Source organism: Micromonospora sp. NPDC005173 (assembly GCF_040608515.1).
Lineage (GTDB): Bacteria > Actinomycetota > Actinomycetes > Mycobacteriales > Micromonosporaceae > Micromonospora.
Genome location: NZ_JBEXIK010000024.1, coordinates 75,442 through 101,335, shown reverse-complemented (window position 1 = coordinate 101,335; position 25,894 = coordinate 75,442). Strand labels below are relative to the sequence as shown.

Below are 25,894 nucleotides of genomic sequence, written 5' to 3'. Positions count from 1 at the left end.
CGCTGGTGACCTCGCCCGGGCACGGCGCGGTCGGCGTCTTCCAGGGCGCCCGGCCCGCCGCCGACGTCGGCGTACGCCCTCCCGCTCGACCTCGGCGGACGAGTGGGCTGCGGCCTGCGCTACTCTTGAACGTCGCCGCTGTCGCACCGCGCTGACCGTGCGCGCCTCGAGGGCGGCGTCAGCCGCATTTTCCCAGCTCCAAGCCCCAGGAAGTGACATGCCTCCGAAGAAGAAGCTCGTCAAGACGTTCACGCTTCAGCTGCCGGCGGGCCAGGCCACGCCGGCGCCGCCGGTCGGCCCCGCGCTCGGCCAGCACGGCGTGAACATCATGGAGTTCTGCAAGTCCTACAACGCGCAGACCGAGTCCCAGCGGGGCGACATCGTCCCCGCCGAGATCAGCGTGTACGAGGACCGGTCCTTCACCTTCGTTCTGAAGACCCCGCCCGCCGCCCGGCTGCTGATCAAGGCCGCTGGTGTGCAGAAGGGCTCCGGCGTCCCGCAGAGCGAGAAGGTCGGCTCGGTCAGCCGCGCCCAGCTGCGTGAGATCGCCGAGAAGAAGATGGCCGACCTCAACGCCAACGACCTGGCCCAGGCCGAGAAGATCATCGCCGGCACCGCCCGGTCGATGGGCATCACCGTCAACGACTGACGTCGGCCCCGGCCAACGACCCGAACCGTGGGAGGGCCCGCGCCGAGCGGCCCGCCAGAGACCACAGGAGTAATCAGCAATGCAGCGCAGCAAGAGCTACCTCAAGGCCGCCGATGTCATCGACCGGTCCAAGCTCTACACCCCCTCTGAGGCCGTGAAGCTGGCCAAGGAGACCACCAACGTCAAGTTCGACGCCACGGTCGAGGTCGCCATGCGCCTCGGCGTCGACCCCCGCAAGGCGGACCAGATGGTCCGCGGCGTGGTCAACCTGCCGCACGGCACCGGTAAGACCGCCCGCGTGATCGTCTTCGCCGCCGGCGCGAAGGCCGAAGAGGCCGCCGCGGCGGGTGCGGACGAGGTGGGCACCGACGAGCTCGTCGCCCGGATCCAGGGTGGTTGGCTCGACTTCGACGCGGCGATCGCCACGCCGGACCAGATGGCCAAGATCGGCCGGATCGCGCGGATCCTGGGCCCGCGCGGTCTCATGCCGAACCCGAAGACCGGCACGGTGACCATGGACGTCACCAAGGCGGTGCAGGACATCAAGGGCGGCAAGATCACCTTCCGGGTGGACAAGCACTCCAACCTGCACCTGATCATCGGCAAGGCCTCCTTCACCGAGAGCCAGCTGGTGGACAACTACGCGGCGGTGCTCGACGAGGTGCTGCGCGCCAAGCCATCCTCGGCGAAGGGCAAGTACCTCAAGAAGGTCGTCCTCACCACCACGATGGGCCCGGGCGTCCCGGTCGACCCGAACGTGGTGAAGAACCTGCAGGAGGGCTCGGCCGAGGCCTGAGCCGACACTCCGCTCCACCGGGGCGCCGCCACACTGTGGCGGCGCCCCGGCGCGTCTCAGGTGTGGCAGGCTCGACCGCATGCGACTGGAGGACGTCTGGTTGCGGTACCACCGGCGTGGGCCGTGGGTGCTGCGGGGCGTGGACGTGCGGATCGGTCCGGGTGAGGTGGCGGTCGTGCTGGGCCGGAACGGGGTGGGCAAGTCGACCCTGCTCCAGGTGGCCGCCGGCGTGCTCCGGCCGGGCCGGGGGCGGGTCACCGACCGGCCCGGCCGGGTGGGCTGGGTGCCGGAGCGCTTCCCGGCCGACCAGCCCTTCACCGTGGTCCGCTACCTGACCGGGATGGCCCGGATGGTCGGGCTGGGCCGCGCGGCGGCCGACGAGGCGGTGACGACCTGGACCGACCGGCTCGGGCTGGCCGCGTTCCGCGCGGTCGGCCTGCCGGAGCTGTCCAAGGGCACCGCGCAGAAGGTGGGCCTGGCCCAGGCGATGCTGCGTCCGCCGGGCCTGCTGGTCCTCGACGAGCCGTGGGAGGGCCTGGACGCCACCACTCGCGAGCTGGTGCCCGAGTTGATCCACGAGGTGCTGATCGCCGGCGGTGCGGTCCTGGTGAGCGACCACCGCGGTGAAACGGTCCGGCTGCCGGGCGCTCGCCGCTGGATGGTGGCCGACGGCACCGTGACCGAGGAGACGTCGCCACCGGACGAGACGATCGCGGTGGTCGAGGTCGCGGTGCCGGCCGCGCGGGTAGCCGGCACCGTCGCCCGGTTGCGCGCCGAGGGCCACCACGTGCTGCGGGTACGTCCCGACGCGTCGACGGCCCCGTTGGGGGAGCCGGTGGCCGTGGACGGTGCGGGCGTGGCGGTCGAACCAACCGTCGGGGAGGCCCGGTGAGCGCCCTGATCCGGCTGCGGCTGGCCGGTTTCCTGCGTACCGGACGGGCGGTGGCACCGCTGCTCGCCGGCCTGGTCGCACTCGGCACCCTGTACGGCGGCGGCCGGGCCCAGCCGGCGGAGGCGTACGGCGTCTCCGCGGTGGTGCTCTTCCCGGTGCTCGCCTGGCAGACCAAGATCCTGTTAGACGTTGAGCCGGACGTGCAGCGCCGGCTGGCCCAGGTCACGGTCGGGGTGGCCCGGGAGCGGGTGGCCGGGCTGCTCGCCGCCGGTGTTGCGGCGCTGATCGCGGTGGCCGTCGCGCTGGTCTTCCCGTGGCTGGTCGGTGGGGTCACCGGCCCGGTCGACCCGACGGACCGGTCGGTGCCGGTGGGCGTCGCGCTCGGGCTGTGGGCGCATCTGCTGGCCATACCCGCCGGGGTGGCCCTCGGTGCCCTGGCCAGCCGGGCGTCCGTGGGCGGTGCCGGGTACGGCGTCGCGGTGCTGGCCCTCGGCTGCGTCGGTGCGGTGGTGCTCGGCCTGGCCGGTTCGGTGGCTCCCTGGCTGGCGCCGCCGATCATGGCCACGGCGCGGACCACCGCGGGCGATGCCGCCGCGCTCACTCTGCTCGGGCTCACCGCCTGGGCCGTGGTCTGGAGCGGCGCGGCCGTCGGCGGCTACCTGTGGCGGCGGCGGGCCCGGGGCTGAGGCGCCCGGGACAACCGGTGGTGGCCTGTCTCACACGGGGCGATTTGGTGCTGGTCATGGGGTCGCGTACTCTTCAAACGTCATCCGTGTTGTCATGGATGAGGAACCACCCAGAGACCGCTGGTCACCGTGCTTCGGCACGGTCGAAGGTCCCGCGACATCGGGCGACCCGCGCAGGGCGGCAAGCGTAACTCGGCAGTGAGCATGGTCCGCCGACCGTGACGATCCGCCGGCCCTCGCCCCGTGCGCCCTGCGCCGGGGCTTTTCTCGTTGTCGTGCTGCCTCCGCCCCCGTTCCGGCTTCGGCCACGACGGGGACCAGCCTCGAGTAACGAGAGAGGAGGGACATGGCGGACAAGCCGATCCGGGCCGACAAGGCCACGGCCGTCGCTGAGCTGACCGAGAGCTTCCGCAGCTCGGGTGCCACCGTGCTGACCGAGTACCGCGGTCTGACGGTTTCCCAGCTCACCCAGCTGCGGCGCTCGCTCGGTGCCGAGACCAGCTACATGGTCGCGAAGAACACGCTGGCGAAGCGTGCTGCGACGGACGCGGGCATCACTGGCCTCGACGAGCTGTTCACCGGTCCTACCGCGCTGACTTTCGTTTCGGGCGACGTCGTCGAGGCGGCGAAGGGGCTTCGCGATTTCGCGAAGGCCAACCCGAAGCTCGTCATCAAGGGCGGTGTCTTCGAGGGCAAGGCCATTTCCGCGGCCGAGGTCACGAAGCTCGCCGACCTGGAGTCCCGCGAGGTGCTGCTGGCCAAGCTGGCCGGCGCGATGAAGGGCAACCTGAGCAAGGCTGCGGCCCTGTTCCAGGCCCCGTTGTCGAAGACCGCCCGTCTGGCGGCTGCCCTGCAGGACAAGCGCGAGAAGGAGAGCGCCGAGGCGGCCTGAGGCCGTCCGAGCGCACCAGTTCTTACTTTATTAGATTCAGGAAAGGACGCCAGATATGGCGAAGCTCAGCACCGACGAGCTGCTCGACGCGTTCAAGGAGATGACGCTGATCGAGCTCTCCGAGTTCGTGAAGCAGTTCGAGACGACCTTCGAGGTCACCGCCGCTGCTCCGGTCGCCGTTGCCGGCCCGGGTGCCGCCCCGGCCGCCGCCGAGGCCGAGCCGGAGAAGGACGAGTTCGACGTCATCCTCGAGGCTGACGGTGGCAAGAAGATCCAGGTCATCAAGGTCGTGCGTGAGCTGACCGGCCTGGGCCTCAAGGAGGCCAAGGACGCGGTCGAGTCCGCTCCGAAGGCCATCCTGGAGAAGGTCAACAAGGAGACCGCCGACAAGGCCAAGGCCAAGCTCGAGGGCGAGGGCGCCAAGGTCACCCTCAAGTGACCTGACGTTCCACCAGCGCTGTGCCCGGCTCGCTGAGCCGGGACACGATCGCGTCGCGGCGGGCGGCGATCCGACACGGATCGCCGCCCGCGGTGTTGGTGGGCCTTTGGCAACCGTCCTGAGCTGGGTGCCGAAGACCGCCGCTGTGGTACCCGGACGAGTGCGGCGGGTCGCTCTCCGGTGGGAAAGAACGGACAACCCGGATAGCGGCCCTTGACGCGACCCCGGGCTGCCAGGCACGCTGGCACCAGCAAGACACCGCGCTTGCGACGGCCACGAAGTGGGTAATGACAACGGCGGCACCATCAGCCGCTGCAACCCGAGCGGCCCAGCGGGAACGTTGCGTTCCGAGCGGCCCGGCAGACCCCGGTTTTCCGGGGGCCGAGGCACGTTCCGCAAACGGCCTGCGGGGTGGGCTGGACAGCGGTTAGCCTCTCGGCTACACTGCTAGTTTGCGCTGCCTTCCGACTAGACCCCTGCTCGGAAATGTCCGTTTACGGATATTTCTGGTGGGGTCATTGGAGTGCACGCGTACCAGCCGTTCTGCAGCACCGGTCCTCGGAAGGACGCATCTTGGCAGCTTCCCGCCCTGCGAAGACCAGTCGTACGTCGAGCGCATTCGCTCCCCGCCGAGTTTCATTCGGCAGGATCACCGAACACCTCGAGGTCCCCAACCTCCTCGCCATTCAGAACGAGTCCTTCGACTGGCTCGTCGGCAACGAGGGTTGGCAGGGCCGGTCGGCGGACGACCCGCACGCACGCTCGGGTCTCGCGGAGATCCTTGAAGAGATCAGTCCCATTGAGGACTTCTCCGGCACCATGTCACTTTCCTTCTCGGCGCCGCGCTTCGACGAGGTCAAGGCCTCGATCGAGGAGTGCAAGGAGAAGGACCTGACCTACTGCGCTCCGCTCTTCGTGACCGCGGAGTTCACCAACAACACCACTGGCGAGATCAAGAGCCAGACGGTGTTCATGGGTGACTTCCCGATGATGACGCCCAAGGGCACCTTCGTCATCAACGGCACCGAGCGCGTCGTGGTCAGCCAGCTCGTCCGGTCCCCGGGCGTGTATTTCGACAAGCAGCCGGACAAGACCTCCGACCGCGACCTCTCCAGCGTCAAGGTCATCCCGAGCCGGGGTGCCTGGCTGGAGTTTGACATCGACAAGCGCGACACGGTCGGCGTACGCATCGACCGCAAGCGTCGGCAGGCCGTCACCGTCCTGCTCAAGGCCGTCGGATGGTCGGCCGAGCGGATCCGCGAGCGGTTCGGCTGGTCCGAGCTGATGATGACCACGCTCGAGAAGGACCACATCGCCGGCCAGGACGAGGCCCTGCTCGATATCTACCGCAAGCTCCGCCCTGGCGAGCCGCCGACGCGCGAGAACGCCCAGACCCTGCTCGACAACCTCTTCTTCAACCCGAAGAGGTACGACGTCGCCAAGGTCGGGCGCTACAAGTTCAACAAGAAGCTCGAAGTCGGCGTGCCAATCACCACCGGCACGCTGACCGAGGACGACATCGTCGCCACCGTGGAGTACCTCTGCCGGCTGCACGCCGGTGAGGATGGCTACGAGGCCGACGACATCGACCACTTCGGCAACCGGCGCCTGCGCACCGTGGGTGAGCTGATCCAGAACCAGGTTCGGGTCGGCCTGTCCCGGATGGAGCGGGTCGTCCGCGAGCGGATGACCACGCAGGACGTCGAGGCGATCACCCCGCAGACCCTGATCAACATCCGCCCGGTGGTGGCGGCGATCAAGGAGTTCTTCGGGACGTCGCAGCTGTCCCAGTTCATGGACCAGACCAACCCGCTGGCGGGCCTGACCCACCGGCGTCGGCTGAGCGCGCTCGGCCCGGGTGGTCTGTCCCGGGAGCGGGCCGGCTTCGAGGTCCGTGACGTGCACCCGTCCCACTACGGCCGGATGTGCCCGATCGAGACGCCGGAAGGCCCGAACATCGGCCTGATCGGCGCGCTGTCCACCTTCGCCCGGGTCAACCCGTTCGGCTTCATCGAGACGCCGTACCGGAAGGTCATCGAGGGTCGGGTCACCGACCAGATCGACTACCTGACCGCGGACGAGGAGGACCGGTTCGTCAAGGCCCAGGCCAACGCGCCGCTGCGGGCCGACGGCACCTTCGCCGAGGACCGGGTCCTGTGTCGTCGTAAGGGCGGCGAGACCGAGGACGTCGTCCCCGGCGCCGTCGACTACATGGACGTGTCGCCGCGGCAGATGACCTCGGTCGCGACCGCCATGATCCCGTTCCTCGAGCACGACGACGCCAACCGGGCACTGATGGGCGCGAACATGCAGCGCCAGGCAGTGCCGCTGGTCAAGGCCGAGGCGCCGCTGGTGGGTACGGGCATGGAGTACCGGGCCGCGGTCGACGCTGGCGACGTGGTGGTCGCCGAGGTCGGCGGTGTGATCGAGGATCTCTGCGCCGACTACGTCACCATCCACCAGGACGACGGCCACCGCCGGACGTACCTGCTGCACAAGTTCCGCCGCTCCAACGCCGGCTCCTGCGTCAACCAGAAGCCGGTCGTCTTCGAGGGCGACCGCGTCGAGGCCGGTCAGGTCATCGCCGACGGTCCCTGCACCGACGAGGGCGAGATGGCGCTCGGGCGCAACCTGCTCGTGGCGTTCATGTGCTGGGAAGGCCACAACTACGAGGACGCGATCATCCTGTCGCAGCGCCTCGTGCAGCAGGACGTGCTCACCTCGATCCACATCGAGGAGCACGAGGTCGACGCTCGGGACACCAAGCTCGGCCCGGAGGAGATCACCCGCGACATCCCGAACGTCAGCGAGGAAATGCTCGCTGACCTCGACGAGCGCGGCATCATCCGGATCGGTGCGGAGGTCGTCCCCGGCGACATCCTGGTCGGCAAGGTCACGCCCAAGGGTGAGACCGAGCTGACCCCGGAGGAGCGGCTGCTTCGCGCGATCTTCGGTGAGAAGGCGCGTGAGGTCCGGGACACCTCGCTGAAGGTGCCGCACGGCGAGACCGGCACGGTCATCGGTGTGCGTACCTTCTCCCGCGAGGACGGCGACGAGCTGCCTCCGGGCGTCAACGAGCTGGTCCGGGTGTACGTGGCCCAGAAGCGGAAGATTCAGGACGGCGACAAGCTCGCCGGCCGGCACGGTAACAAGGGCGTCATTTCCAAGATCCTGCCGATCGAGGACATGCCGTTCCTGGAAGACGGCACCCCCGTCGACATCGTGCTCAACCCGCTGGGTGTGCCGAGCCGGATGAACATCGGCCAGGTGCTCGAGACCCACCTCGGCTGGGTCGCCAAGACCGGCTGGAAGGTCGAGGGCGACGACGCGTCCTGGAAGAAGCAGCTGCGGTCGATCGGCGCGCACGAGTCCGAGGGGGACACGAACGTGGCCACCCCGGTCTTCGACGGCGCCCGCGAGGAGGAGATCGCCGGTCTGCTCTCGTCGACCCTGCCCAACCGGGACGGCAACCAGCTGATCGGTTCCAGTGGTAAGGCGCAGCTGTTCGACGGTCGCTCCGGTGAGCCGCTGCCGGACCCGATCGCGGTCGGCTACATCTACATCCTGAAGCTCAACCACCTGGTCGACGACAAGATCCACGCACGGTCGACCGGCCCGTACTCGATGATCACGCAGCAGCCGCTGGGTGGTAAGGCGCAGTTCGGTGGTCAGCGCTTCGGTGAGATGGAGTGCTGGGCGATGCAGGCGTACGGCGCCGCGTACGCCCTGCAGGAGCTGCTCACGATCAAGTCCGACGACGTGCTCGGCCGGGTGAAGGTCTACGAGGCCATCGTCAAGGGCGAGAACATCCCGGAGCCGGGCATCCCGGAGTCGTTCAAGGTGCTGCTCAAGGAGCTGCAGTCGCTGTGCCTCAACGTTGAGGTGCTGTCCAGCGACGGTGTGGCCCTGGAGATGCGCGAGACCGACGACGAGGTGTTCCGGGCCGCTGAGGAGCTGGGCATCGACCTGTCCCGGCGCGAGCCGAGCTCGGTCGAAGAGGTCTGAGGTGAGCGGTCGGGGGCCGGCCTGCCGGCCCCCGACCTCGCCCGAGAATTAGCAGTACAGACGACGACATAGGGGACATAGTGCTCGACGTCAACTTCTTCGACGAGCTGCGCATTGGTCTCGCCACCGCCGACGACATCCGTCAGTGGTCGCACGGCGAGGTCAAGAAGCCTGAGACGATCAATTACCGCACCCTCAAGCCGGAGAAGGACGGGCTCTTCTGCGAGAAGATCTTCGGTCCGCAGCGGGACTGGGAGTGCTACTGCGGTAAGTACAAGCGCGTCCGGTTCAAGGGCATCATCTGTGAGCGCTGCGGCGTCGAGGTGACTCGCTCCAAGGTCCGTCGTGAGCGGATGGGCCACATCGAGCTGGCCGCTCCGGTGACCCACATCTGGTACTTCAAGGGCGTGCCGAGCCGGCTGGGCTACCTGCTGGACCTCGCCCCCAAGGACCTCGAGAAGATCATCTACTTCGCCTCGTACGTCGTGACGAGCGTGGACGCGGAGTCGCGTCACCGTGACCTCTCGACGATCGAGAACGAGATCCTGGCCGAGAAGCGGCAGTCCGAGAACAGCCGCGACTCGGAGATCGAGAAGCGGGCCGCCAAGCTCGAGGCCGACCTGGCCGAGCTGGAGGCCGAGGGTGCCAAGGCGGACGTCCGGCGCAAGGTCAAGGAGGGCGGAGAGCGCGAGATGCGCCAGATCCGCGACCGGGCCCAGCGCGAGATCGACCGCCTGGACGAGGTGCTGGACACCTTCCGCAAGCTGGAGCCGAAGCAGCTGGTCACCGACGAGCTGCTCTACCGCGAGCTGCGCGACCGGTTCGGTGAGTACTTCACCGGTTCCATGGGCGCCGAGGCGATCAAGGCGCTGGTCCAGAACATGGACCTCGACGCCGAGGCCGAGAGCCTGCGGGAGACCATCCGGTCCGGCAAGGGCCAGCGGAAGATCCGGGCGCTCAAGCGGCTCAAGGTCGTGGCGGCGTTCCTGAACACCCGCAACTCGCCGCTCGGCATGGTGCTGGACTGCGTCCCGGTCATCCCGCCGGACCTGCGCCCGATGGTGCAGCTCGACGGTGGCCGGTTCGCGACCTCGGACCTGAACGACCTGTACCGCCGCGTGATCAACCGGAACAACCGCCTCAAGCGGCTGATCGACCTCGGCGCGCCCGAGATCATCGTCAACAACGAGAAGCGGATGCTCCAGGAGGCCGTCGACGCACTGTTCGACAACGGCCGCCGCGGCCGGCCGGTCACCGGTCCGGGTAACCGCCCGCTCAAGTCGCTGTCCGACATGCTCAAGGGCAAGCAGGGCCGGTTCCGGCAGAACCTGCTGGGCAAGCGCGTCGACTACTCCGGCCGTTCGGTCATCGTGGTCGGCCCGAAGCTCAAGCTGCACCAGTGCGGTCTGCCCAAGCAGATGGCGCTGGAGCTGTTCAAGCCGTTCGTGATGAAGCGGCTGGTCGACCTCAACCACGCGCAGAACATCAAGTCCGCCAAGCGGATGGTCGAGCGGCAGCGCCCGGTCGTGTGGGACGTGCTGGAAGAGGTCATCGGCGAGCACCCGGTACTGCTCAACCGGGCGCCGACCCTGCACCGCCTGGGCATCCAGGCCTTCGAGCCGCAGCTGGTCGAGGGCAAGGCGATCCAGATCCACCCGCTGGTCTGCACGGCGTTCAACGCCGACTTCGACGGTGACCAGATGGCGGTGCACGTGCCGCTGTCCGCCGAGGCCCAGGCCGAGGCGCGGATCCTGATGCTGTCGTCGAACAACATCCTCAAGCCGGCCGACGGCAAGCCGGTCACCATGCCCACCCAGGACATGGTCATCGGTCTCTACCACCTCACCCACTTCACCCCTGGTGAGAAGGGCGAGGGCCGGGCATTCAGCTCGGACGCCGAGGCGCGGATGGCGTTCGACAACGGTGAGCTGCACCTGCAGGCGCCGGTGCGGATCCGGCTGCGCGGCGTGACCGGGGTCGACAACGGCGCCGGTGCCGAGCAGTGGACCGCCCCGGAGGGCTGGGTCGAGGGTGACCCGCTGACCGTGGACACGACGCTGGGTCGGGTGCTGTTCAACGAGACGCTGCCGCAGGGCTACCGCTTCGTGAACTACGAGATCCGCAAGGGTCAGCTCTCCGCGATCGTCAACGACCTCGCCGAGCGTTTCCCCAAGGTGGCGCTTGCCGCCACCCTGGACGGGCTCAAGGAGGCCGGTTTCCACTGGGCCACCTGGTCCGGCGTCACGATCGGCATGGAGGACGTCATCGCTCCGCCGCGCAAGGCGGAGATCCTGGCGAAGTACGAGAAGGAAGCCGACCGGATCGACAAGCAGTACCAGCGTGGTCTGATGACCGCCGAGGAGCGTCGCGGCGAGCTCATCGAGATCTGGACCAAGGCGACCAACGAGGTCGCCAAGGAGATGGACACCGCGCTGCCGCAGGAGAACCCACTGTGGAAGATGATCAACTCGGGTGCCCGCGGTAACCTGCTCCAGCTCCGGCAGATCGCGGCGATCCGTGGTCTGGTGGCCAACCCGAAGGGCGAGATCATCCCGCGGCCGATCAAGGCCAGCTACCGGGAGGGTCTGTCCGTGCTGGAGTACTTCATCTCCACGCACGGTGCCCGTAAGGGTCTCGCCGACACCGCGCTGCGGACCGCTGACTCGGGTTACCTGACCCGTCGTCTGGTGGACGTCTCGCAGGACGTGATCATCCGCGAGGAGGACTGCGGCACCGACCGGGCGATCCCGATGCAGATCGGTGAGCGCCTGGAGGGTGGCAAGCTGGTCGTGCACGAGCACGCCGAGACCAGCGTGCACGCCCGTACCCTGGCCGACGACATCAAGGGGCCGGACGGCACCGTCGTCGCCGAGCGGGGTCAGGACATCAACTCCATCGGGGTCGACAAGATCGTCGCCGCCGGCGTGGAGACGGTCCGGGTGCGCAGTGTGCTCACCTGCGAGTCGAAGCTGGGTGTCTGCGGTGCCTGCTACGGGCGCTCGCTGCCGACCGGCAAGACCGTGGACGTCGGCGAGGCGGTCGGCATCATCGCCGCCCAGTCGATCGGTGAGCCGGGTACGCAGCTGACGATGCGTACCTTCCACACCGGTGGTGTCGCGGGTGAGGACATCACCCAGGGTCTGCCGCGTGTCCAGGAAATCTTCGAGGCTCGGGTCCCGAAGGGTAAGGCGCCCATCGCCGACACCCCCGGCCGGATCCGGATCGAGGACGGCGAGCGCTCGCGGAAGATCATCGTGGTTCCGGACGACGGCAGCGAGGAGATCGTCTACGACAAGATCTCCAAGCGGGTCCGGCTGCGGACCCACGACGGCGGTCACGTCGCGGTCGGCGAGAAGCTGACCGAGGGCACCATCGACCCGCACGAGCTTCTGCGGATCATGGGTCCGCGGGCGGTCCAGGTCCACCTGACCCAGGAGGTCCAGGAGGTCTACCGCTCGCAGGGTGTGCTCATCCACGACAAGCACATCGAGATCATCATTCGCCAGATGCTCAAGCGGGTGACGGTCATCGACTCCGGCTCGACCGAGTTCCTGCCGGGTGTGCTGGTCGACCGGGCACTGTTCGAGTCGGAGAACCGCCGGCTCGTCTCGGAGGGCGGCGAGCCTGCCGCCGGCCGTCCGGTGCTGATGGGTATCACCAAGGCCTCGCTGGCCACCGACTCCTGGCTCTCCGCGGCCTCCTTCCAGGAGACCACCCGGGTGCTGACCGACGCTGCGATCAACTCGCGCAGCGACTCGCTGGTCGGCCTCAAGGAGAACGTGATCATCGGCAAGCTCATCCCGGCCGGTACCGGTATCAGCAAGTACCGCAACGTCCGGGTGGAGCCGACCGAGGAGGCCAAGGCCAAGGTCTACTCGATGACCGGGTACCCGGAGACCGACTACGGGTTCGGGCCGGCCAGCGGGCAGGCTGTGCCGCTGGACGACTTCGACTTCGGGTCGTACCGCTAAGCACCAACGCACGACGAGGCCCCCGGCATCCGCCGGGGGTCTCGTCGCGTCCGGACCTGCCCACCCGCAGGCCGGGTTCGGCATGATGGAGGCATGACGACCGCACCCGGGCAGGTGTCCGTGGCGCAGCAGAGCCCGCGCCACCCGCTCGATCCCGACCCGGCCCGCAGCACGAAGGCGCGGGCTGTCTTCGCGCTGGGCCTGCTCGGCCTGCTGACCGGCCTGTTCATCGGCGGGGTGGTACCCGCCACGGTGGCGCTCCAGTTGGCCAGGCAGGCGCGCCGGGAGGCGTACGCCTCGGGGGGCTTTCTGACCGGCGGGGCCTGGCTGCGGCGCGGGGAGCGGATGGCCTGGGCGGGTCTGGTGCTGGTCGCGGTCAGCGTGGTGGCCGCGGTGGTGGTCGGCGTGGTCCGGTTGGCCGGTGCGCCGTTCGGCCACGACTACCCCTCGAACATGGACTGAGCGGCCCGCAGCCGCCGGCGGCGGCGCCCCCGGCGGTAGCCTGGCCGGTGTCCGCCGCGCGGCGGTGGCGGCCCTGTCGACAGGAGGACCTCGTGACGGAACCGGCGCGGCCCCCGGACGAACCAGCCGGGAATCCTGGCGCGCCGGACCGGGCCCCGGGCCCGTCCGAGCCGAGCGGCTGGGCGCGGCCCGATCCGACCGGGCAGCCGGGCTCGCCCGCCGCCTTCCCCGACCCGGGTACGGCGCCGGCGTCCTCGCCTCAGTGGGGTGCCCCGATCCCGTCCGTGCCGGGTGGGGGCACGCCACCACCGCCCGCGCCGTCGTCCGGACCGACGGGCGGGTATGGGGCGCCTACGGGCTGGGGACAGCCGCCGGCGGGTCATGCCCCCGCATGGGGTGCGGCGCCGGGCCGGTCGGTGCCGCCGCCACCGACCGACGACCAGCGCCGGCCGCCGAAGCGGGTGGAGCAGGTACCCGGCACGCCGTTCGGCGTGGTGTACCTGGACGTGCCACCGGTCACCTCCGGGCTGGCCGTCGGGGCGCTGGTGGCCGGGATCGCGTCGCTCCTCGTCGCGCTGCTGGTGACCTGCTTCGGGGTGGCCTTCTCGAACTACGGAGGGGCGTGGGCGTCCGGGGCGTTCGCCGTACTCGGCGTGCTGGCCGGGGTGGCCGCGGTCGTCGCCGGCCTGCTCGGTCAGCGGCAGATCCGCCGGCCGGCTCCACCACCCGCCGTCCGCTTCACCGGCCGCGGCCTGGCGGTGGCGGGGATCAGCTGCGGTGCGGGGGGAGCGCTGCTCAGCCTGCTGGGCCTGGGCCTGGCGCTGGTGATCTCCCTGGCGTGAGGCTGGTCACCGTCGGATCAGCCCTCCGGCGGGGGGCAGCGCAGGTGGCGCACCAGGTCGCGGGTGCCCGGGATGGGGGCGACGGGTGGTCCGGCGGGGAAGCCGGTACACTTGTAGTCGTAGGTGCCCATCGCGGGCGACGGGGCAGGACGAGATCCGGCTGGCGGGTGTGAGTCATTCGCCGGGCCATTCCGTTTTGACCTGTGCGGCTGTGGTAGGTAGTCTTTCCCCTTGTGCCCGGGCGTGCCCGGGCAACTCGTGCGTGCGCTGGTTCCGGAGTCCGGACGGCGGCACGACAAGCCAAAGATCCGGGGCGGGGCGACCCGCGTGCCGGTGACAGACCCCGGTACGCCGCGAAAGCGTCCGCACCGGGACCGTGAGCTGGGCGACACGCCCGACCGCGGGTGCCGGGACCGCCGCAAGGTGGCCCTGGTCGGAATGTAGGAGAGCCGGTCATCAGGCCGGCTAACGAGCAGACGGCGCGGCCGCAAGACTGCGGCCGAAGGGAGCGGAGAAACCCGGTGCCCACGATCCAGCAGCTGGTCCGAAAGGGCCGCCAAGCAAAGACGAGCAAGACCAAGACCCCGGCGCTGAAGGGTTCCCCTCAGCGGCGCGGCGTGTGCACCCGCGTGTACACCACCACCCCCAAGAAGCCGAACTCGGCGCTGCGCAAGGTCGCTCGTGTGAAGCTCAGCAGCCAGATCGAGGTGACCGCCTACATCCCGGGCGTCGGTCACAACCTGCAGGAGCACTCGATCGTGCTCGTTCGCGGCGGCCGGGTGAAGGACCTCCCCGGCGTGCGTTACAAGATCGTTCGCGGCTCGCTGGACACCCAGGGTGTCCGCAACCGCAAGCAGGCGCGCAGCCGTTACGGCGCGAAGAAGGAGAAGAGCTGACATGCCGCGTAAGGGACCCGCTCCGCGGCGGCCACTGGTCGCTGACCCGGTGTACAACTCGCCGCTGGTCACCCAGCTGGTGAACAAGATCCTGCTCCGTGGCAAGCGTCAGCTCGCCGAATCCATCGTGTACGCGGCCCTCGAGGGCTGCCGCGAGAAGTCCGGCACCGACCCGGTCGTCACCCTCAAGCGGGCGATGGACAACGTCAAGCCGACCCTCGAGGTGCGCAGCCGTCGTGTCGGTGGCGCCACCTACCAGGTTCCGGTCGAGGTCCGTCCCACCCGGGCGACCACGCTGGGCCTGCGCTGGCTGGTCACCTACTCCCGCGCCCGGCGCGAGAAGACCATGGTCGAGCGGCTGATGAACGAGCTGCTGGACGCGAGCAACGGCCTCGGTGCCGCCGTCAAGCGGCGCGAGGACACGCACAAGATGGCCGAGTCCAACAAGGCCTTCGCGCACTACCGCTGGTAACACCCTGGTTCCGGCGCCCTCGGGCGCCGGAACCGCCACCAGTTGAGTCGAGACGACGATAAGTAGGGATTGAAGTGGCCGCCGCAGACGCGCTCGCCAACGTACGCAACATCGGCATCATGGCGCACATCGATGCCGGTAAGACCACGACCACCGAGCGGATCCTGTTCTACACCGGCATCACGTACAAGATCGGTGAGGTCCACGAGGGCGCTGCCGTCATGGACTGGATGGAGCAGGAGCAGGAGCGTGGTATCACCATCACCTCCGCTGCTACCAAGTGTGAGTGGAAGGGCCACACGATCCAGATCATCGACACGCCTGGCCACGTCGACTTCACGGTCGAGGTCGAGCGGTCGCTGCGGGTGCTGGATGGTGCGGTCGCGGTCTACGACGGTGTCGCCGGCGTGGAGCCGCAGACGGAGAACGTCTGGCGGCAGGCCGACAAGTACAACGTCCCGCGGATGTGCTTCGTCAACAAGCTCGACCGGACCGGCGCCGACTTCTTCCGCTGCGTGCAGATGATGATCGACCGGCTCAACGCCACCCCGCTGGTGCTCCAGATCCCGATCGGGCTCGAGGGCGACCACATCGGCGTCGTCGACCTGATCGGCATGCGCGCTCTCACCTGGCGTGGGGAGACCCAGAAGGGTGACGACTACGCGATCGAGGAGATCCCGGCCGAGCTGGCCGACTCCGCGGCCGAGTGGCGCGAGAAGCTGATGGAGACCCTGGCCGACGTCGACGACTCGGTGATGGAGAAGTACCTGGAAGGCGACGAGGTCTCCGTTGAGGAGATCAAGGCCGCCATCCGGCGTGCCACCATCGCTGGCAAGGCCAACCCGGTGCTCTGCGGCTCGGCGTTCAAGAACAAGGGCGTCCAGCCCATGCTCGACGCCGTGGTCGACTTCCTGCCGTCGCCGCTGGACGTTCCGGCCATCGAGGGTACGGCTCCCGATGGCGAGACCCCGCTGATCCGGAAGCCGTCCAAGTCGGAGCCCTTCTCCGGCCTGGCCTTCAAGATCCAGACGGACAAGCACCTCGGCAAGCTCACCTACGTCCGGGTCTACTCCGGCCTGCTCGAGTCCGGCTCCCAGGTGGTCAACTCCACCAAGGACCGCAAGGAGCGGATCGGCAAGATCTACCAGATGCACGCCAACAAGCGGGAAGAGCGTCCGTCGGCGCAGGCCGGCGACATCATCGCCGTGCAGGGTCTCAAGCAGACCACCACCGGCGACACCCTCTCCGACCCGGCGAACCCGGTGATCCTGGAGTCGATGACCTTCCCGGAGCCGGTCATCTCGGTGGCGATCGAGCCGAAGACCAAGTCCGACCAGGAGAAGCTGGGCACGGCCATCCAGCGGCTGGCCGAGGAGGACCCGACCTTCCGCGTCCGGCTGGACGAGGAGACCGGTCAGACGGTCATCTCCGGCATGGGTGAGCTGCACCTGGACATCCTTGTCGACCGGATGCGGCGTGAGTTCAACGTCGAGGCCAACGTCGGCAAGCCGCAGGTGGCGTACCGCGAGACGATCCGCCGCAAGGTGGAGAAGATCGAGTACACCCACAAGAAGCAGACCGGTGGTTCCGGCCAGTACGCCCGCGTGATCGTGAGCGTCGAGCCGCTGCCGCTGGACAACGACTCGCCGACCTACGAGTTCGCCAACGCTGTCAGCGGTGGCCGCATCCCGCGGGAGTTCATCCCGTCGGTGGACGCCGGTGCGCAGGACGCCCTGCAGTACGGCATCCTGGCAGGCTTCCCGCTGGTCGGTGTGAAGCTGACCCTGCTGGACGGCCAGTACCACGAGGTCGACTCCTCGGAAATGGCATTCAAGATCGCCGGTTCGATGGTGATGAAGGAGGCGGCCCGCAAGGCCGACCCCGCGTTGCTCGAGCCGATGATGGCCGTTGAAGTCACCACTCCTGAGGAGAACATGGGTGACGTCATCGGCGACCTCAACTCCCGCCGTGGCATCATCCAGGCGATGGAGGAGCGCAGTGGCGCCCGCATCGTCCGGGCTCTGGTGCCGTTGTCGGAGATGTTCGGCTACGTCGGCGACCTGCGGTCGAAGACCCAGGGCCGGGCTAGCTACAGCATGCAGTTCGACTCCTACGCCGAGGTTCCGCAGAGCGTCGCGAAGGAGATCATCGCCAAGGCAACGGGCGAGTAACGCTCTGAGCAGGTGATTCGTGGTTGGTCGCGGGAGGTTTCACCCGCCCGCGGCCACCACGATCGGATTGCGTGAGACCGGGCCTGTAGGCTTCATCGCCGCAGAACCCACAAAAGCTCTCCGGTCGTTCAGGCCGGAAAGGCTGTCGACAGAGTCCTAAGCGCCGACCGGCGCGCCGGGCGTACGAACCAAGAAGTCCACAGGAGGACACCAGTGGCGAAGGCTAAGTTCGAGCGGACTAAGCCGCACGTCAACATCGGCACCATTGGTCACATCGACCACGGTAAGACGACGCTGACGGCGGCCATCACCAAGGTCCTGCACGACCAGTACCCGGACCTGAACCCCTACACGCCGTTCGACGAGATCGACAAGGCGCCGGAGGAGAAGGCCCGCGGCATCACGATCTCGATCGCGCATGTCGAGTACCAGACCGAGTCGCGGCACTACGCGCACGTCGACTGCCCTGGGCACGCCGACTACATCAAGAACATGATCACCGGTGCCGCGCAGATGGACGGCGCGATCCTGGTGGTGGCGGCGACTGACGGCCCGATGCCGCAGACCCGCGAGCACGTGCTGCTGGCCCGTCAGGTCGGTGTGCCGTACATCGTCGTGGCGCTCAACAAGAGCGACATGGTCGATGACGAGGAGCTCCTGGAGCTCGTCGAGCTCGAGGTCCGCGAGCTGCTCTCCTCGCAGGAGTACCCGGGTGACGACCTGCCGGTCGTGCGGGTTTCGGCGCTGAAGGCCCTCGAGGGTGACCCCGAGTGGACCGGCAAGCTGCTGGACCTGATGACCGCGGTCGACACCTCGATCCCGCAGCCGGAGCGCGATGTCGACAAGCCGTTCCTGATGCCGGTCGAGGACGTGTTCACGATCACCGGTCGTGGCACCGTCGTCACCGGTCGGGTCGAGCGCGGCGTTCTCCTGCCGAACGAGGATGTTGAGCTCGTCGGTATCCGGGAGAAGAGCTTCAAGACCAAGGTCACCGCGATCGAGATGTTCCGGAAGACCCTGGACGACGCCCGCGCAGGCGAGAACGTCGGTCTGCTGCTGCGTGGCACCAAGCGCGACGAGGTCGAGCGCGGCATGGTCGTCGTGAAGCCGGGCTCGAACACCCCGCACACGGAGTTCGAGGCGACGGTCTACATCCTCTCCAAGGAGGAGGGCGGCCGGCACACCCCGTTCTTCCAGAACTACCGCCCGCAGTTCTACTTCCGGACCACGGACGTCACCGGTGTCGTCACCCTCCCCGAGGGCACCGAGATGGTCATGCCGGGTGACAACACTTCCATGACGGTGAAGCTGATCCAGCCCATCGCCATGGAGGACAACCTCAAGTTCGCGATCCGCGAGGGTGGCCGCACCGTCGGCGCCGGGTTCGTCACCAAGATCTTGAAGTGAACTAGGTAACCCCGATTAGACCCGCCGCCGGTCGTGCGGCATACTAGTCAGGTTGCGTAACGACAGTTCGTCGCCTGTGTTCGGCCTTCGCTGAACCTCCGGGTGGCGGCACAGTCGAGCGTTGGGGTGGTTGGTGACCCTGGGTCGCCAACCACCCTCGCACGGCGTTCAGGTCGCGTAATGCGATCGGCGCCTTGACCCACCGCGCGGTCAGGACCGCTCCGGAGTTCCGGGGCGGAGCCCGGCCCGAGGGCGCGACACGCCCGACCGCGGGGGTCGGCGAAGTGGGCCTGTGCCAGCCGGCACAGGCGCCCGCAACACAGCGGCATCGAGAGAAGGAACAGAAGCCACCATGGCGGGACAGAAGATCCGCATCCGGCTCAAGGCCTATGACCACGAGGTCGTCGACTCCTCGGCTCGGAAGATCGTCGAGACGGTGACGCGCACCGGGGCGCAGGTCGCGGGCCCGGTGCCGCTGCCCACGGAGATCAACCGTTTCTGCGTTATCCGCTCGCCGCACAAGTACAAGGACTCGCGCGAGCACTTCGAGATGCGCACGCACAAGCGGCTGATCGACATCATCGACCCGACTCCGAAGACGGTCGACTCGCTCATGCGCCTCGACCTGCCGGCTGGCGTCGACATCGAGATCAAGCTGTAGGGACCGGACAAATGGACAGGCAAGTCAAGGGGATCCTGGGCGCCAAGCTCGGCATGACCCAGGTCTGGGACAACAACCGTGTTGTTCCCGTGACCGTGGTCGAGGCCGGCCCGTGCGTCATCAGCCAGGTTCGTAGCGCCGAGAAGGACGGTTACTCCGCGGTCCAGCTGGCGTACGGCATCATCGACCCGCGCAAGGTCAAGAAGCCGATCAGCGGGCACTACGCGAAGGCGGACGTGGCGCCGCGCCGGCACATCGTCGAGCTGCGCACCACGGACGCTGGGGAGTACTCGCTCGGCCAGGAGGTCACGGTCGACGAGTTCCCGGCCGGCGTCACGATCGACGTCACCGGCAAGACCAAGGGCAAGGGCTACGCCGGTCCGATGAAGCGGCACGGCTTCCACGGTCTGCGTGCCAGCCACGGTGTCGAGCGCAAGCACCGCTCGCCCGGTTCCATCGGCGCCTGCGCCACTCCGGGTCGTGTCTTCAAGGGCACCCGGATGGCCGGCCGGATGGGTGGCGTGCGGTACACCGTGCAGAACCTCACCGTCCAGGCGGTCGACACCGAGAACAACCTCCTGCTCGTCCGTGGTGCCATTCCTGGTCCCAAGGGCGCGCTGGTTCTGGTCCGTACCGCGGCCAAGAGCAAGGTGAAGAAGGGCGGTGCGGCCAAGTGACCACCGTTGACGTGCGCACCGTCGAAGGCAGCACCAGCGGCTCCGTCGAGCTGCCGGCTGACATCTTCGACGTGCAAGCCAACGTCGCGCTGATGCACCAGGTCGTGGTGGCCCAGCTCGCGGCGGCCCGACAGGGCACGCACAAGGCCAAGACCCGCGGCGAGGTCGCCGGTGGCGGCAAGAAGCCGTACAAGCAGAAGGGCACCGGTCGCGCCCGGCAGGGCTCGATCCGCGCGCCGCAGTTCGCCGGCGGTGGCGTGGTGCACGGTCCCGTGCCGCGCGACTACAGCCAGCGGACCCCGAAGAAGATGAAGGCCGCCGCGCTGCGGGGTGCCCTCTCCGACCGGGCCCGCGCCGGGCAGGTGCACGTCGTCGAGGCGTTCGTCTCGGGCGAGAAGCCGTCGACCAAGGCGGCCCTGGCCACGCTGACCAAGCTCACCGAGGCCCGTCGGGTCCTGGTCGTGCTGAGCAGCACCGACGAGCTGAACTGGGTGTCCCTGCGCAACGAGCCGCGGGTGCACCTGATCGAGTCCGGCCAGCTGAACACGTACGACGTGCTGGTGGCCGACGACGTGGTCTTCACCAAGGACGCCCTGGACGAGTTCCTGGGCGTGCCCGCCGAGACCACCGAGGAGGGTGGCAAGTGAGCACCATCGCCGACCCGCGCGACATCATCGTGGCGCCGGTCGTCTCGGAGAAGAGCTACAGCGAGCTGAACCGGAACTGGTACACCTTCCTGGTGCACCCGGACGCGAACAAGACCGAGATCAAGATCGCTATCCAGCAGATCTTCAACGTCCGCGTCCTGACGGTCAACACGCTCAACCGCCAGGGTAAGCGCAAGCGCACCAAGACCGGCTTCGGTCAGCGCAAGGCGACCAAGCGGGCGATCGTGAAGCTGGCTGACGGTGACCGTATCGAGGCCTTCGGCGGCCCGGTCAGCTGAGGGGTGTAGACAATGGCTATCCGTAAATACAAGCCGACGACGCCGGGCCGACGAGGCTCCAGTGTCGCCGACTTCGCCGAGATCACCCGGTCCACGCCGGAGAAGTCGCTGCTGGCTCCGTTGCCGAAGAAGGGCGGGCGTAACGCCCACGGCCGGATCACCACGCGGCACCACGGTGGCGGTCACAAGCGCCAGTACCGTCTGATCGACTTCAAGCGGGTCGACAAGGACGGCGTGCCGGCGAAGGTCGCTCACATCGAGTACGACCCGAACCGCACGGCGCGCATCGCGCTGCTGCACTACGCCGACGGCGAGAAGCGGTACATCCTCGCGCCGAAGGACATGAAGCAGGGCGACCGCGTCGAGTCCGGCCCGGGCGCCGACATCAAGCCCGGCAACAACCTGCCGCTGCGCAACATCCCGGTCGGTACCACGATTCACAACGTGGAGCTGCGTCCGGGTGGCGGGGCCAAGCTGGCCCGGTCCGCCGGCGTCGGTATCCAGCTGCTCGGCCGGGAGGGCGCGTACGCGACCCTGCGTATGCCGTCCGGTGAGATCCGGCGGGTGGACGTGCGCTGCCGCGCCAGCGTCGGCGAGATCGGCAACGCCGATCAGTCGAACATCAACTGGGGCAAGGCCGGCCGGATGCGGTGGAAGGGCAAGCGCCCGACCGTCCGTGGTGTCGCCATGAACCCGGTCGACCACCCGCACGGTGGTGGTGAGGGTAAGACCTCCGGTGGTCGCCACCCGGTCAACCCGCAGGGTAAGCCCGAGGGCCGCACCCGCCGTAAGGGCCAGCCGAGTGACCGGCTGATCGTCCGCCGTCGCTACGCCACGCGTAAGCGCGGCTGAGGGAGATAAGACATGCCTCGCAGCCTGAAGAAGGGCCCGTTCGTCGACGACCACCTGCTCAAGAAGGTGGAAGTTCAGAACGACAAGGGCTCGAAGAACGTGATCAAGACCTGGTCGCGGCGCTCGACGATCATCCCGGAGATGCTCGGGCACACGATCGCGGTGCACGACGGACGCAAGCACGTCCCGGTGTTCGTGACCGAGGCGATGGTCGGGCACAAGCTCGGCGAGTTCGCGCTGACCCGCACGTTCAAGGGTCACGAGAAGGACGACCGGAAGAGCCGTCGGCGCTGACGCCGCGGGCATACGGATAGAGGGAACAAGGGGTTACAGCGATGCCAGGAAAGGGCGACGCTCCGGTGCTTCCGGGCGCGCGGGCGGTTGCGCGGCACGTGCGCATCTCGCCGATGAAGGCGCGCCGGGTGGTCAACCTCGTCCGCGGCCTGCCCGCGAAGGAGGCTCTCACGGTGCTGCAGTTCGCGCCGCAGGCTGCGAGCGAGCAGGTGTACAAGGTGCTCGCTAGCGCGATCGCCAACGCGGAGAACAACGAGCGGCTGGACCCCGATGCGCTGCTCGTGAGCGAGGCGTTCGTGGACGAGGGCCCGACGATGAAGCGGTTCCAGCCGCGGGCGCAGGGCCGGGCGTACCGGATCCGCAAGCGCACCTGCCACATCACCGTGGCGGTCGAGGCGGTCGCGCCGGCAGCGCCGAGGAAGGCCGCGGCGAAGAAGGCCGCCCCGGCGACGCAGGCCGCACCGGCCGAAGCGCAGAGCAAGACGGAGGACGCCGAGTAATGGGTCAGAAGGTTCACCCCACTGGGTTCCGGCTCGGCATCTCGACCGACTGGAAGTCCCGCTGGTTCGCGGACAAGCTCTACAAGGACTACATCGGCGAGGATGTCAAAATCCGCCGGATGATGTCCAAGGGCCTGGAGCGCGCCGGCATTTCCAAGGTCGACATCGAGCGCACCCGCGACCGGGTCCGGGTCGACATCCACACCGCGCGGCCGGGCATTGTCATCGGCCGTAAGGGTGCGGAGGCCGACCGGATCCGCGGCGAGCTCGAGAAGCTCACCGGCAAGCAGGTGCAGCTGAACATCATCGAGGTGAAGAACCCCGAGTCGGACGCACAGCTTGTCGCGCAGGGCGTGGCCGAGCAGCTGTCCAGCCGGGTCAGCTTCCGTCGGGCGATGCGCAAGGCCATGCAGTCCGCGATGAAGAACCCGGTCTGCAAGGGCATTCGGGTGCAGGTCTCGGGTCGTCTCGGCGGCGCCGAGATGAGCCGGACCGAGTTCTACCGCGAGGGCCGGGTTCCGCTGCACACGCTGCGGGCCAACATCGAGTACGGCTTCTTCGAGGCTCGTACCACCTTCGGCCGGATCGGCGTGAAGGTCTGGATCTACAAGGGCGACGCGGTTCCGGGCCGGGAGGCTCCGGCCGAGGCGGGTCCGTCTCGTCCGCGTCGTGGTGAGCGTGGCGACCGTCCGGAGCGGCCGCGCCGTGGTCGGTCCGGTTCGTCCGGCACGACTGCCGGTGGCACCGAGGCCGGCCGGGCTGCCGCGACCACCATCGCGCAGCAGGCCGAGACTCCGAGCGGCGAGCCGGTCGACAGCGCTGCTGTCGCCGCCAAGGCTTCCGCTCCGGCAGAAACGCAGCAGGAGGGCTGACAGATGCTGATGCCGCGCAAGCCCCCGAAGGGCTTCCGCAAGCCGCACCACCCGGACCGCAGTGGCGCGTCCAAGGGTGGTAACCGGGTGGTGTTCGGCGAGTTCGGGATCCAGGCTCTCGAGCCGGCGTACGTGACCAACCGCCAGATCGAGTCAGCGCGTATCGCGATGACCCGTCACATCAAGCGTGGTGGCAAGGTCTGGATCACGATCTTCCCGGACCAGGCCCTCACCAAGAAGCCCGCCGAGACCCGGATGGGTTCCGGTAAGGGCTCGCCCGAGTGGTGGGTCGCGAACGTCAAGCCGGGGCGGGTGCTCTTCGAGATGTCCTTCCCCAACGAGCAGATTGCGCGAGAGGCCATGCGTCGCGCGATCCACAAGCTCCCGATGAAGTGCCGCATTGTTACGCGCGAAGTGGGTGAATCCTGATGGCAGCGGGCGTTAAGGCGACCGAGCTGCGTGAGCTCTCCGAAGAGGAGCTGGTCACGAAGCTGCGGGAGGCCAAGGCGGAGCTGTTCAACCTCCGCGTGCAGGCCGCAACCGGGCAGCTGGACAACAACCGGCGGCTGCAGGTCATCCGTCGGGAGATCGCCCGGATCTACACGATCATGCGTGAGCGTGAGCTGGGGCTCTCGGCCGCGCCGACTGAGGTGACTGCATCATGACCGACGAGAACACCACCGCCACCGTGCGGGCTCGCCGCAAGGTCCGTGAGGGCCTCGTGGTGAGTGACAAGATGGACAAGACCGTCGTGGTCGAGGTCGAGGACCGGGTCAGGCACGCGCTGTACGGCAAGATCATGCGCCGGACCAGCAAGCTGAAGGTCCACGACGAGCAGAACGCCGCCGGCACCGGCGACCGGGTCCTGATCATGGAGACCCGGCCGCTGAGCGCCACCAAGCGTTGGCGGATCGTGGAAGTCCTGGAAAAGGCCAAGTAGCGAAAGCTCGAGCTCGCCCGGCGTTGCGTCGGGCGTTGGTTCCGCCAGGCTCCGGCCGCCACGGCGGCCGGAGAACCGGCAGACATAGGAGATAGACGTGATTCAGCAGGAGTCGCGACTGCGCGTCGCCGACAACACGGGTGCTCGGGAGATCCTGTGCATCCGGGTTCTCGGTGGCTCCGGTCGGCGCTACGCGAGCATCGGCGACGTCATCGTGGCCACCGTCAAGGACGCGATCCCGGGTGCCGGTGTGAAGAAGGGCGACGTCGTCAAGGCGGTCATCGTCCGCACCGCCAAGGAGAAGCGGCGGCCGGACGGTTCGTACATCCGCTTCGACGAGAACGCCGCCGTCATCATCAAGGACGGCGGGGACCCGCGCGGTACCCGCATCTTCGGCCCGGTGGGCCGGGAGCTGCGGGACAAGCGGTTTATGAAGATTATTTCCCTCGCGCCGGAGGTGTTGTGACCGTGAAGGTCAAGAAGGGCGACACGGTCGTCGTCATCACCGGCAAGGACAAGGGTGCCAAGGGCAAGGTCATTGCGGCCTACCCGCGGCAGGACAAGGTCCTGGTCGAGGGCGTGAACCGGGTCAAGAAGCACACCCGCATCAGCACCACCCAGCGTGGCGCCAAGACCGGCGGCATCGTCACCCAGGAGGCCGCGATCCACGTCTCGAACGTGCAGGTCCTGGACTCCGACGGCAAGCCGACCCGCGTCGGTTACCGGATCGACGACAACGGCCAGAAGGTCCGCATCGCGCGTAGCACCGGTAAGGACCTGTGATGACCACGGCTACCGAAAAGACCATGCCGCGCCTCAAGGAGCGGTACCGCAACGAGATCGCGGCGCAGCTGCGTGAGCAGCACAGCTACGGCAACCCCATGCAGGTGCCGCGGCTGGTCAAGATCGTCGTCAACATGGGTGTCGGCGAGGCTGCTCGCGACGCCAAGCTGATCGACGGCGCGGTCCGCGACCTCGCCACGATCACCGGCCAGAAGCCGCAGGTGCGGCGGGCGACCAAGTCCATCGCGCAGTTCAAGCTCCGCGAGGGCATGCCGATCGGCGCGAAGGTGACCCTTCGCGGCGACCGGATGTGGGAGTTCATGGACCGGCTGCTGTCCATCGCGCTGCCGCGTATCCGCGACTTCCGCGGTCTGGACGGGCGCAAGCTCGACGGGCACGGCAACTACACGTTCGGCCTGACCGAGCAGTCGGTGTTCCACGAGATCGACCAGGACCGGATCGATCGCCAGCGGGGCATGGACATCACGGTGGTCACCACCGCCACGACCGACGACGAGGGCCGGGCGCTGCTCAAGCTCCTGGGCTTCCCGTTCAAGGAGAACTGAGATGGCCAAGAAGGCGCTGATCATCAAGGCGGCCGCGAAGCCGAAGTTCTCGGTTCGCGCCTACACCCGCTGCCAGCGGTGCGGGCGTCCGAAGGCGGTCTACCGCAAGTTCGGTCTCTGCCGGGTGTGCATCCGGGAGATGGCCCACCGCGGTGAGCTGCCGGGTGTGTCCAAGGCTTCCTGGTAAGGGCGACCGCGTCCCGGCTGTAGGCCGGGAACTCCT

The 25,894-nt window shown here is 68.3% G+C and carries 29 protein-coding genes; all 29 read left to right on the top strand.

Annotation, left to right across the window (positions count from 1 at the left end; genetic code table 11):
- Positions 1-217 precede the first annotated feature (217 nt).
- The 29 genes from rplK (at position 218) to ABZV00_RS24135 (ending at position 25,858) form a co-directional block, all read left to right on the top strand.
- The gene (gene rplK / locus ABZV00_RS24275) at positions 218-649 is read left to right on the top strand and encodes a 50S ribosomal protein L11 (protein ID WP_354964806.1); all 432 of its coding nucleotides are present in this window, start codon (positions 218-220) and stop codon (positions 647-649) included.
- A 79-nt stretch (positions 650-728) separates the two neighbouring features.
- Positions 729-1,445, top strand: a complete 717-nt coding sequence (gene rplA / locus ABZV00_RS24270; RefSeq protein WP_328420565.1) for a 50S ribosomal protein L1 — start codon at positions 729-731, stop codon at positions 1,443-1,445.
- A 79-nt stretch (positions 1,446-1,524) separates the two neighbouring features.
- A complete protein-coding gene (locus tag ABZV00_RS24265; RefSeq protein ID WP_355609870.1) occupies positions 1,525-2,337 on the top strand; it encodes an ATP-binding cassette domain-containing protein in 813 nt (270 codons plus the stop codon).
- Positions 2,334-3,023, top strand: a complete 690-nt coding sequence (locus tag ABZV00_RS24260; RefSeq protein WP_355609868.1) for a hypothetical protein — start codon at positions 2,334-2,336, stop codon at positions 3,021-3,023. The genes ABZV00_RS24265 and ABZV00_RS24260 overlap by 4 nt, the downstream gene beginning before the upstream one ends.
- Positions 3,024-3,369: 346 nt before the next feature.
- On the top strand, positions 3,370-3,915 hold the full coding sequence (gene rplJ / locus ABZV00_RS24255) for a 50S ribosomal protein L10 (RefSeq protein ID WP_328420559.1): 546 nt from the start codon (positions 3,370-3,372) through the stop codon (positions 3,913-3,915).
- Positions 3,916-3,970: 55 nt separating this feature from the next.
- Entirely contained in the window at positions 3,971-4,354 is a 384-nt protein-coding gene (rplL, locus tag ABZV00_RS24250; protein WP_328420557.1) for a 50S ribosomal protein L7/L12, read from the top strand.
- A gap of 573 nt (positions 4,355-4,927) precedes the next feature.
- Positions 4,928-8,359 (top strand): DNA-directed RNA polymerase subunit beta, encoded by a 3,432-nt coding sequence (locus tag ABZV00_RS24245; protein WP_328420555.1) that lies wholly within the window; start codon positions 4,928-4,930, stop codon positions 8,357-8,359.
- An 80-nt stretch (positions 8,360-8,439) separates the two neighbouring features.
- Positions 8,440-12,330, top strand: a complete 3,891-nt coding sequence (locus tag ABZV00_RS24240; protein ID WP_328420553.1) for a DNA-directed RNA polymerase subunit beta' — start codon at positions 8,440-8,442, stop codon at positions 12,328-12,330.
- 93 nt (positions 12,331-12,423) lie between these two features.
- Positions 12,424-12,792 carry a hypothetical protein gene (locus ABZV00_RS24235; protein ID WP_355609865.1) on the top strand — a complete coding sequence of 123 codons (369 nt, stop codon included), beginning with the start codon at positions 12,424-12,426 and terminating at the stop codon, positions 12,790-12,792.
- Positions 12,793-13,253: 461 nt separating this feature from the next.
- Positions 13,254-13,634, top strand: coding sequence for a hypothetical protein (locus ABZV00_RS24230; RefSeq protein WP_328426107.1), 381 nt, complete (start codon positions 13,254-13,256; stop codon positions 13,632-13,634).
- A gap of 521 nt (positions 13,635-14,155) precedes the next feature.
- Positions 14,156-14,530, top strand: coding sequence for a 30S ribosomal protein S12 (rpsL, locus tag ABZV00_RS24225; protein ID WP_014440718.1), 375 nt, complete (start codon positions 14,156-14,158; stop codon positions 14,528-14,530).
- A gap of 1 nt (position 14,531) precedes the next feature.
- Complete coding sequence (rpsG, locus tag ABZV00_RS24220) at positions 14,532-15,002, top strand: 30S ribosomal protein S7 (protein ID WP_007465317.1); 471 nt, start codon at positions 14,532-14,534, stop codon at positions 15,000-15,002.
- Positions 15,003-15,076: 74 nt separating this feature from the next.
- The gene (fusA, locus tag ABZV00_RS24215) at positions 15,077-17,173 is read left to right on the top strand and encodes an elongation factor G (RefSeq protein ID WP_328420549.1); all 2,097 of its coding nucleotides are present in this window, start codon (positions 15,077-15,079) and stop codon (positions 17,171-17,173) included.
- 213 nt (positions 17,174-17,386) lie between these two features.
- Complete coding sequence (gene tuf / locus ABZV00_RS24210) at positions 17,387-18,580, top strand: elongation factor Tu (RefSeq protein ID WP_328420547.1); 1,194 nt, start codon at positions 17,387-17,389, stop codon at positions 18,578-18,580.
- A gap of 352 nt (positions 18,581-18,932) precedes the next feature.
- The gene (gene rpsJ, locus ABZV00_RS24205; RefSeq protein WP_007073037.1) at positions 18,933-19,241 is read left to right on the top strand and encodes a 30S ribosomal protein S10; all 309 of its coding nucleotides are present in this window, start codon (positions 18,933-18,935) and stop codon (positions 19,239-19,241) included.
- A gap of 11 nt (positions 19,242-19,252) precedes the next feature.
- Positions 19,253-19,918: a 50S ribosomal protein L3 gene (gene rplC / locus ABZV00_RS24200; RefSeq protein WP_328420545.1), complete on the top strand. Its 666-nt coding sequence runs from the start codon at positions 19,253-19,255 to the stop codon at positions 19,916-19,918.
- Positions 19,915-20,565, top strand: coding sequence for a 50S ribosomal protein L4 (gene rplD, locus ABZV00_RS24195; RefSeq protein WP_234583436.1), 651 nt, complete (start codon positions 19,915-19,917; stop codon positions 20,563-20,565). The genes rplC and rplD overlap by 4 nt, the downstream gene beginning before the upstream one ends.
- Positions 20,562-20,864, top strand: a complete 303-nt coding sequence (gene rplW / locus ABZV00_RS24190) for a 50S ribosomal protein L23 (RefSeq protein ID WP_007465304.1) — start codon at positions 20,562-20,564, stop codon at positions 20,862-20,864. Before rplD ends, rplW begins: the two co-directional genes overlap by 4 nt.
- 12 nt (positions 20,865-20,876) lie before the next feature.
- Positions 20,877-21,716, top strand: coding sequence for a 50S ribosomal protein L2 (gene rplB, locus ABZV00_RS24185; protein ID WP_053653944.1), 840 nt, complete (start codon positions 20,877-20,879; stop codon positions 21,714-21,716).
- Between the two features lie 12 nt (positions 21,717-21,728).
- On the top strand, positions 21,729-22,010 hold the full coding sequence (rpsS, locus tag ABZV00_RS24180) for a 30S ribosomal protein S19 (protein WP_007465299.1): 282 nt from the start codon (positions 21,729-21,731) through the stop codon (positions 22,008-22,010).
- Between the two features lie 41 nt (positions 22,011-22,051).
- Complete coding sequence (gene rplV, locus ABZV00_RS24175) at positions 22,052-22,510, top strand: 50S ribosomal protein L22 (protein ID WP_089018943.1); 459 nt, start codon at positions 22,052-22,054, stop codon at positions 22,508-22,510.
- Entirely contained in the window at positions 22,510-23,382 is an 873-nt protein-coding gene (gene rpsC, locus ABZV00_RS24170) for a 30S ribosomal protein S3 (protein ID WP_328420536.1), read from the top strand. The genes rplV and rpsC overlap by 1 nt, the downstream gene beginning before the upstream one ends.
- A 3-nt stretch (positions 23,383-23,385) precedes the next feature.
- Positions 23,386-23,811 carry a 50S ribosomal protein L16 gene (gene rplP / locus ABZV00_RS24165; RefSeq protein ID WP_007465292.1) on the top strand — a complete coding sequence of 142 codons (426 nt, stop codon included), beginning with the start codon at positions 23,386-23,388 and terminating at the stop codon, positions 23,809-23,811.
- Entirely contained in the window at positions 23,811-24,047 is a 237-nt protein-coding gene (gene rpmC, locus ABZV00_RS24160; RefSeq protein ID WP_007465283.1) for a 50S ribosomal protein L29, read from the top strand. Before rplP ends, rpmC begins: the two co-directional genes overlap by 1 nt.
- On the top strand, positions 24,044-24,322 hold the full coding sequence (gene rpsQ, locus ABZV00_RS24155; RefSeq protein WP_328420534.1) for a 30S ribosomal protein S17: 279 nt from the start codon (positions 24,044-24,046) through the stop codon (positions 24,320-24,322). The genes rpmC and rpsQ overlap by 4 nt, the downstream gene beginning before the upstream one ends.
- A 97-nt stretch (positions 24,323-24,419) precedes the next feature.
- A complete protein-coding gene (rplN, locus tag ABZV00_RS24150) occupies positions 24,420-24,788 on the top strand; it encodes a 50S ribosomal protein L14 (RefSeq protein ID WP_015619002.1) in 369 nt (122 codons plus the stop codon).
- On the top strand, positions 24,785-25,105 hold the full coding sequence (gene rplX, locus ABZV00_RS24145) for a 50S ribosomal protein L24 (RefSeq protein WP_355609861.1): 321 nt from the start codon (positions 24,785-24,787) through the stop codon (positions 25,103-25,105). The genes rplN and rplX overlap by 4 nt, the downstream gene beginning before the upstream one ends.
- Positions 25,105-25,671 (top strand): 50S ribosomal protein L5, encoded by a 567-nt coding sequence (gene rplE, locus ABZV00_RS24140; protein ID WP_196929473.1) that lies wholly within the window; start codon positions 25,105-25,107, stop codon positions 25,669-25,671. Before rplX ends, rplE begins: the two co-directional genes overlap by 1 nt.
- 1 nt (position 25,672) lies before the next feature.
- Complete coding sequence (locus ABZV00_RS24135; RefSeq protein WP_007465272.1) at positions 25,673-25,858, top strand: type Z 30S ribosomal protein S14; 186 nt, start codon at positions 25,673-25,675, stop codon at positions 25,856-25,858.
- Positions 25,859-25,894: the final 36 nt, after the last annotated feature.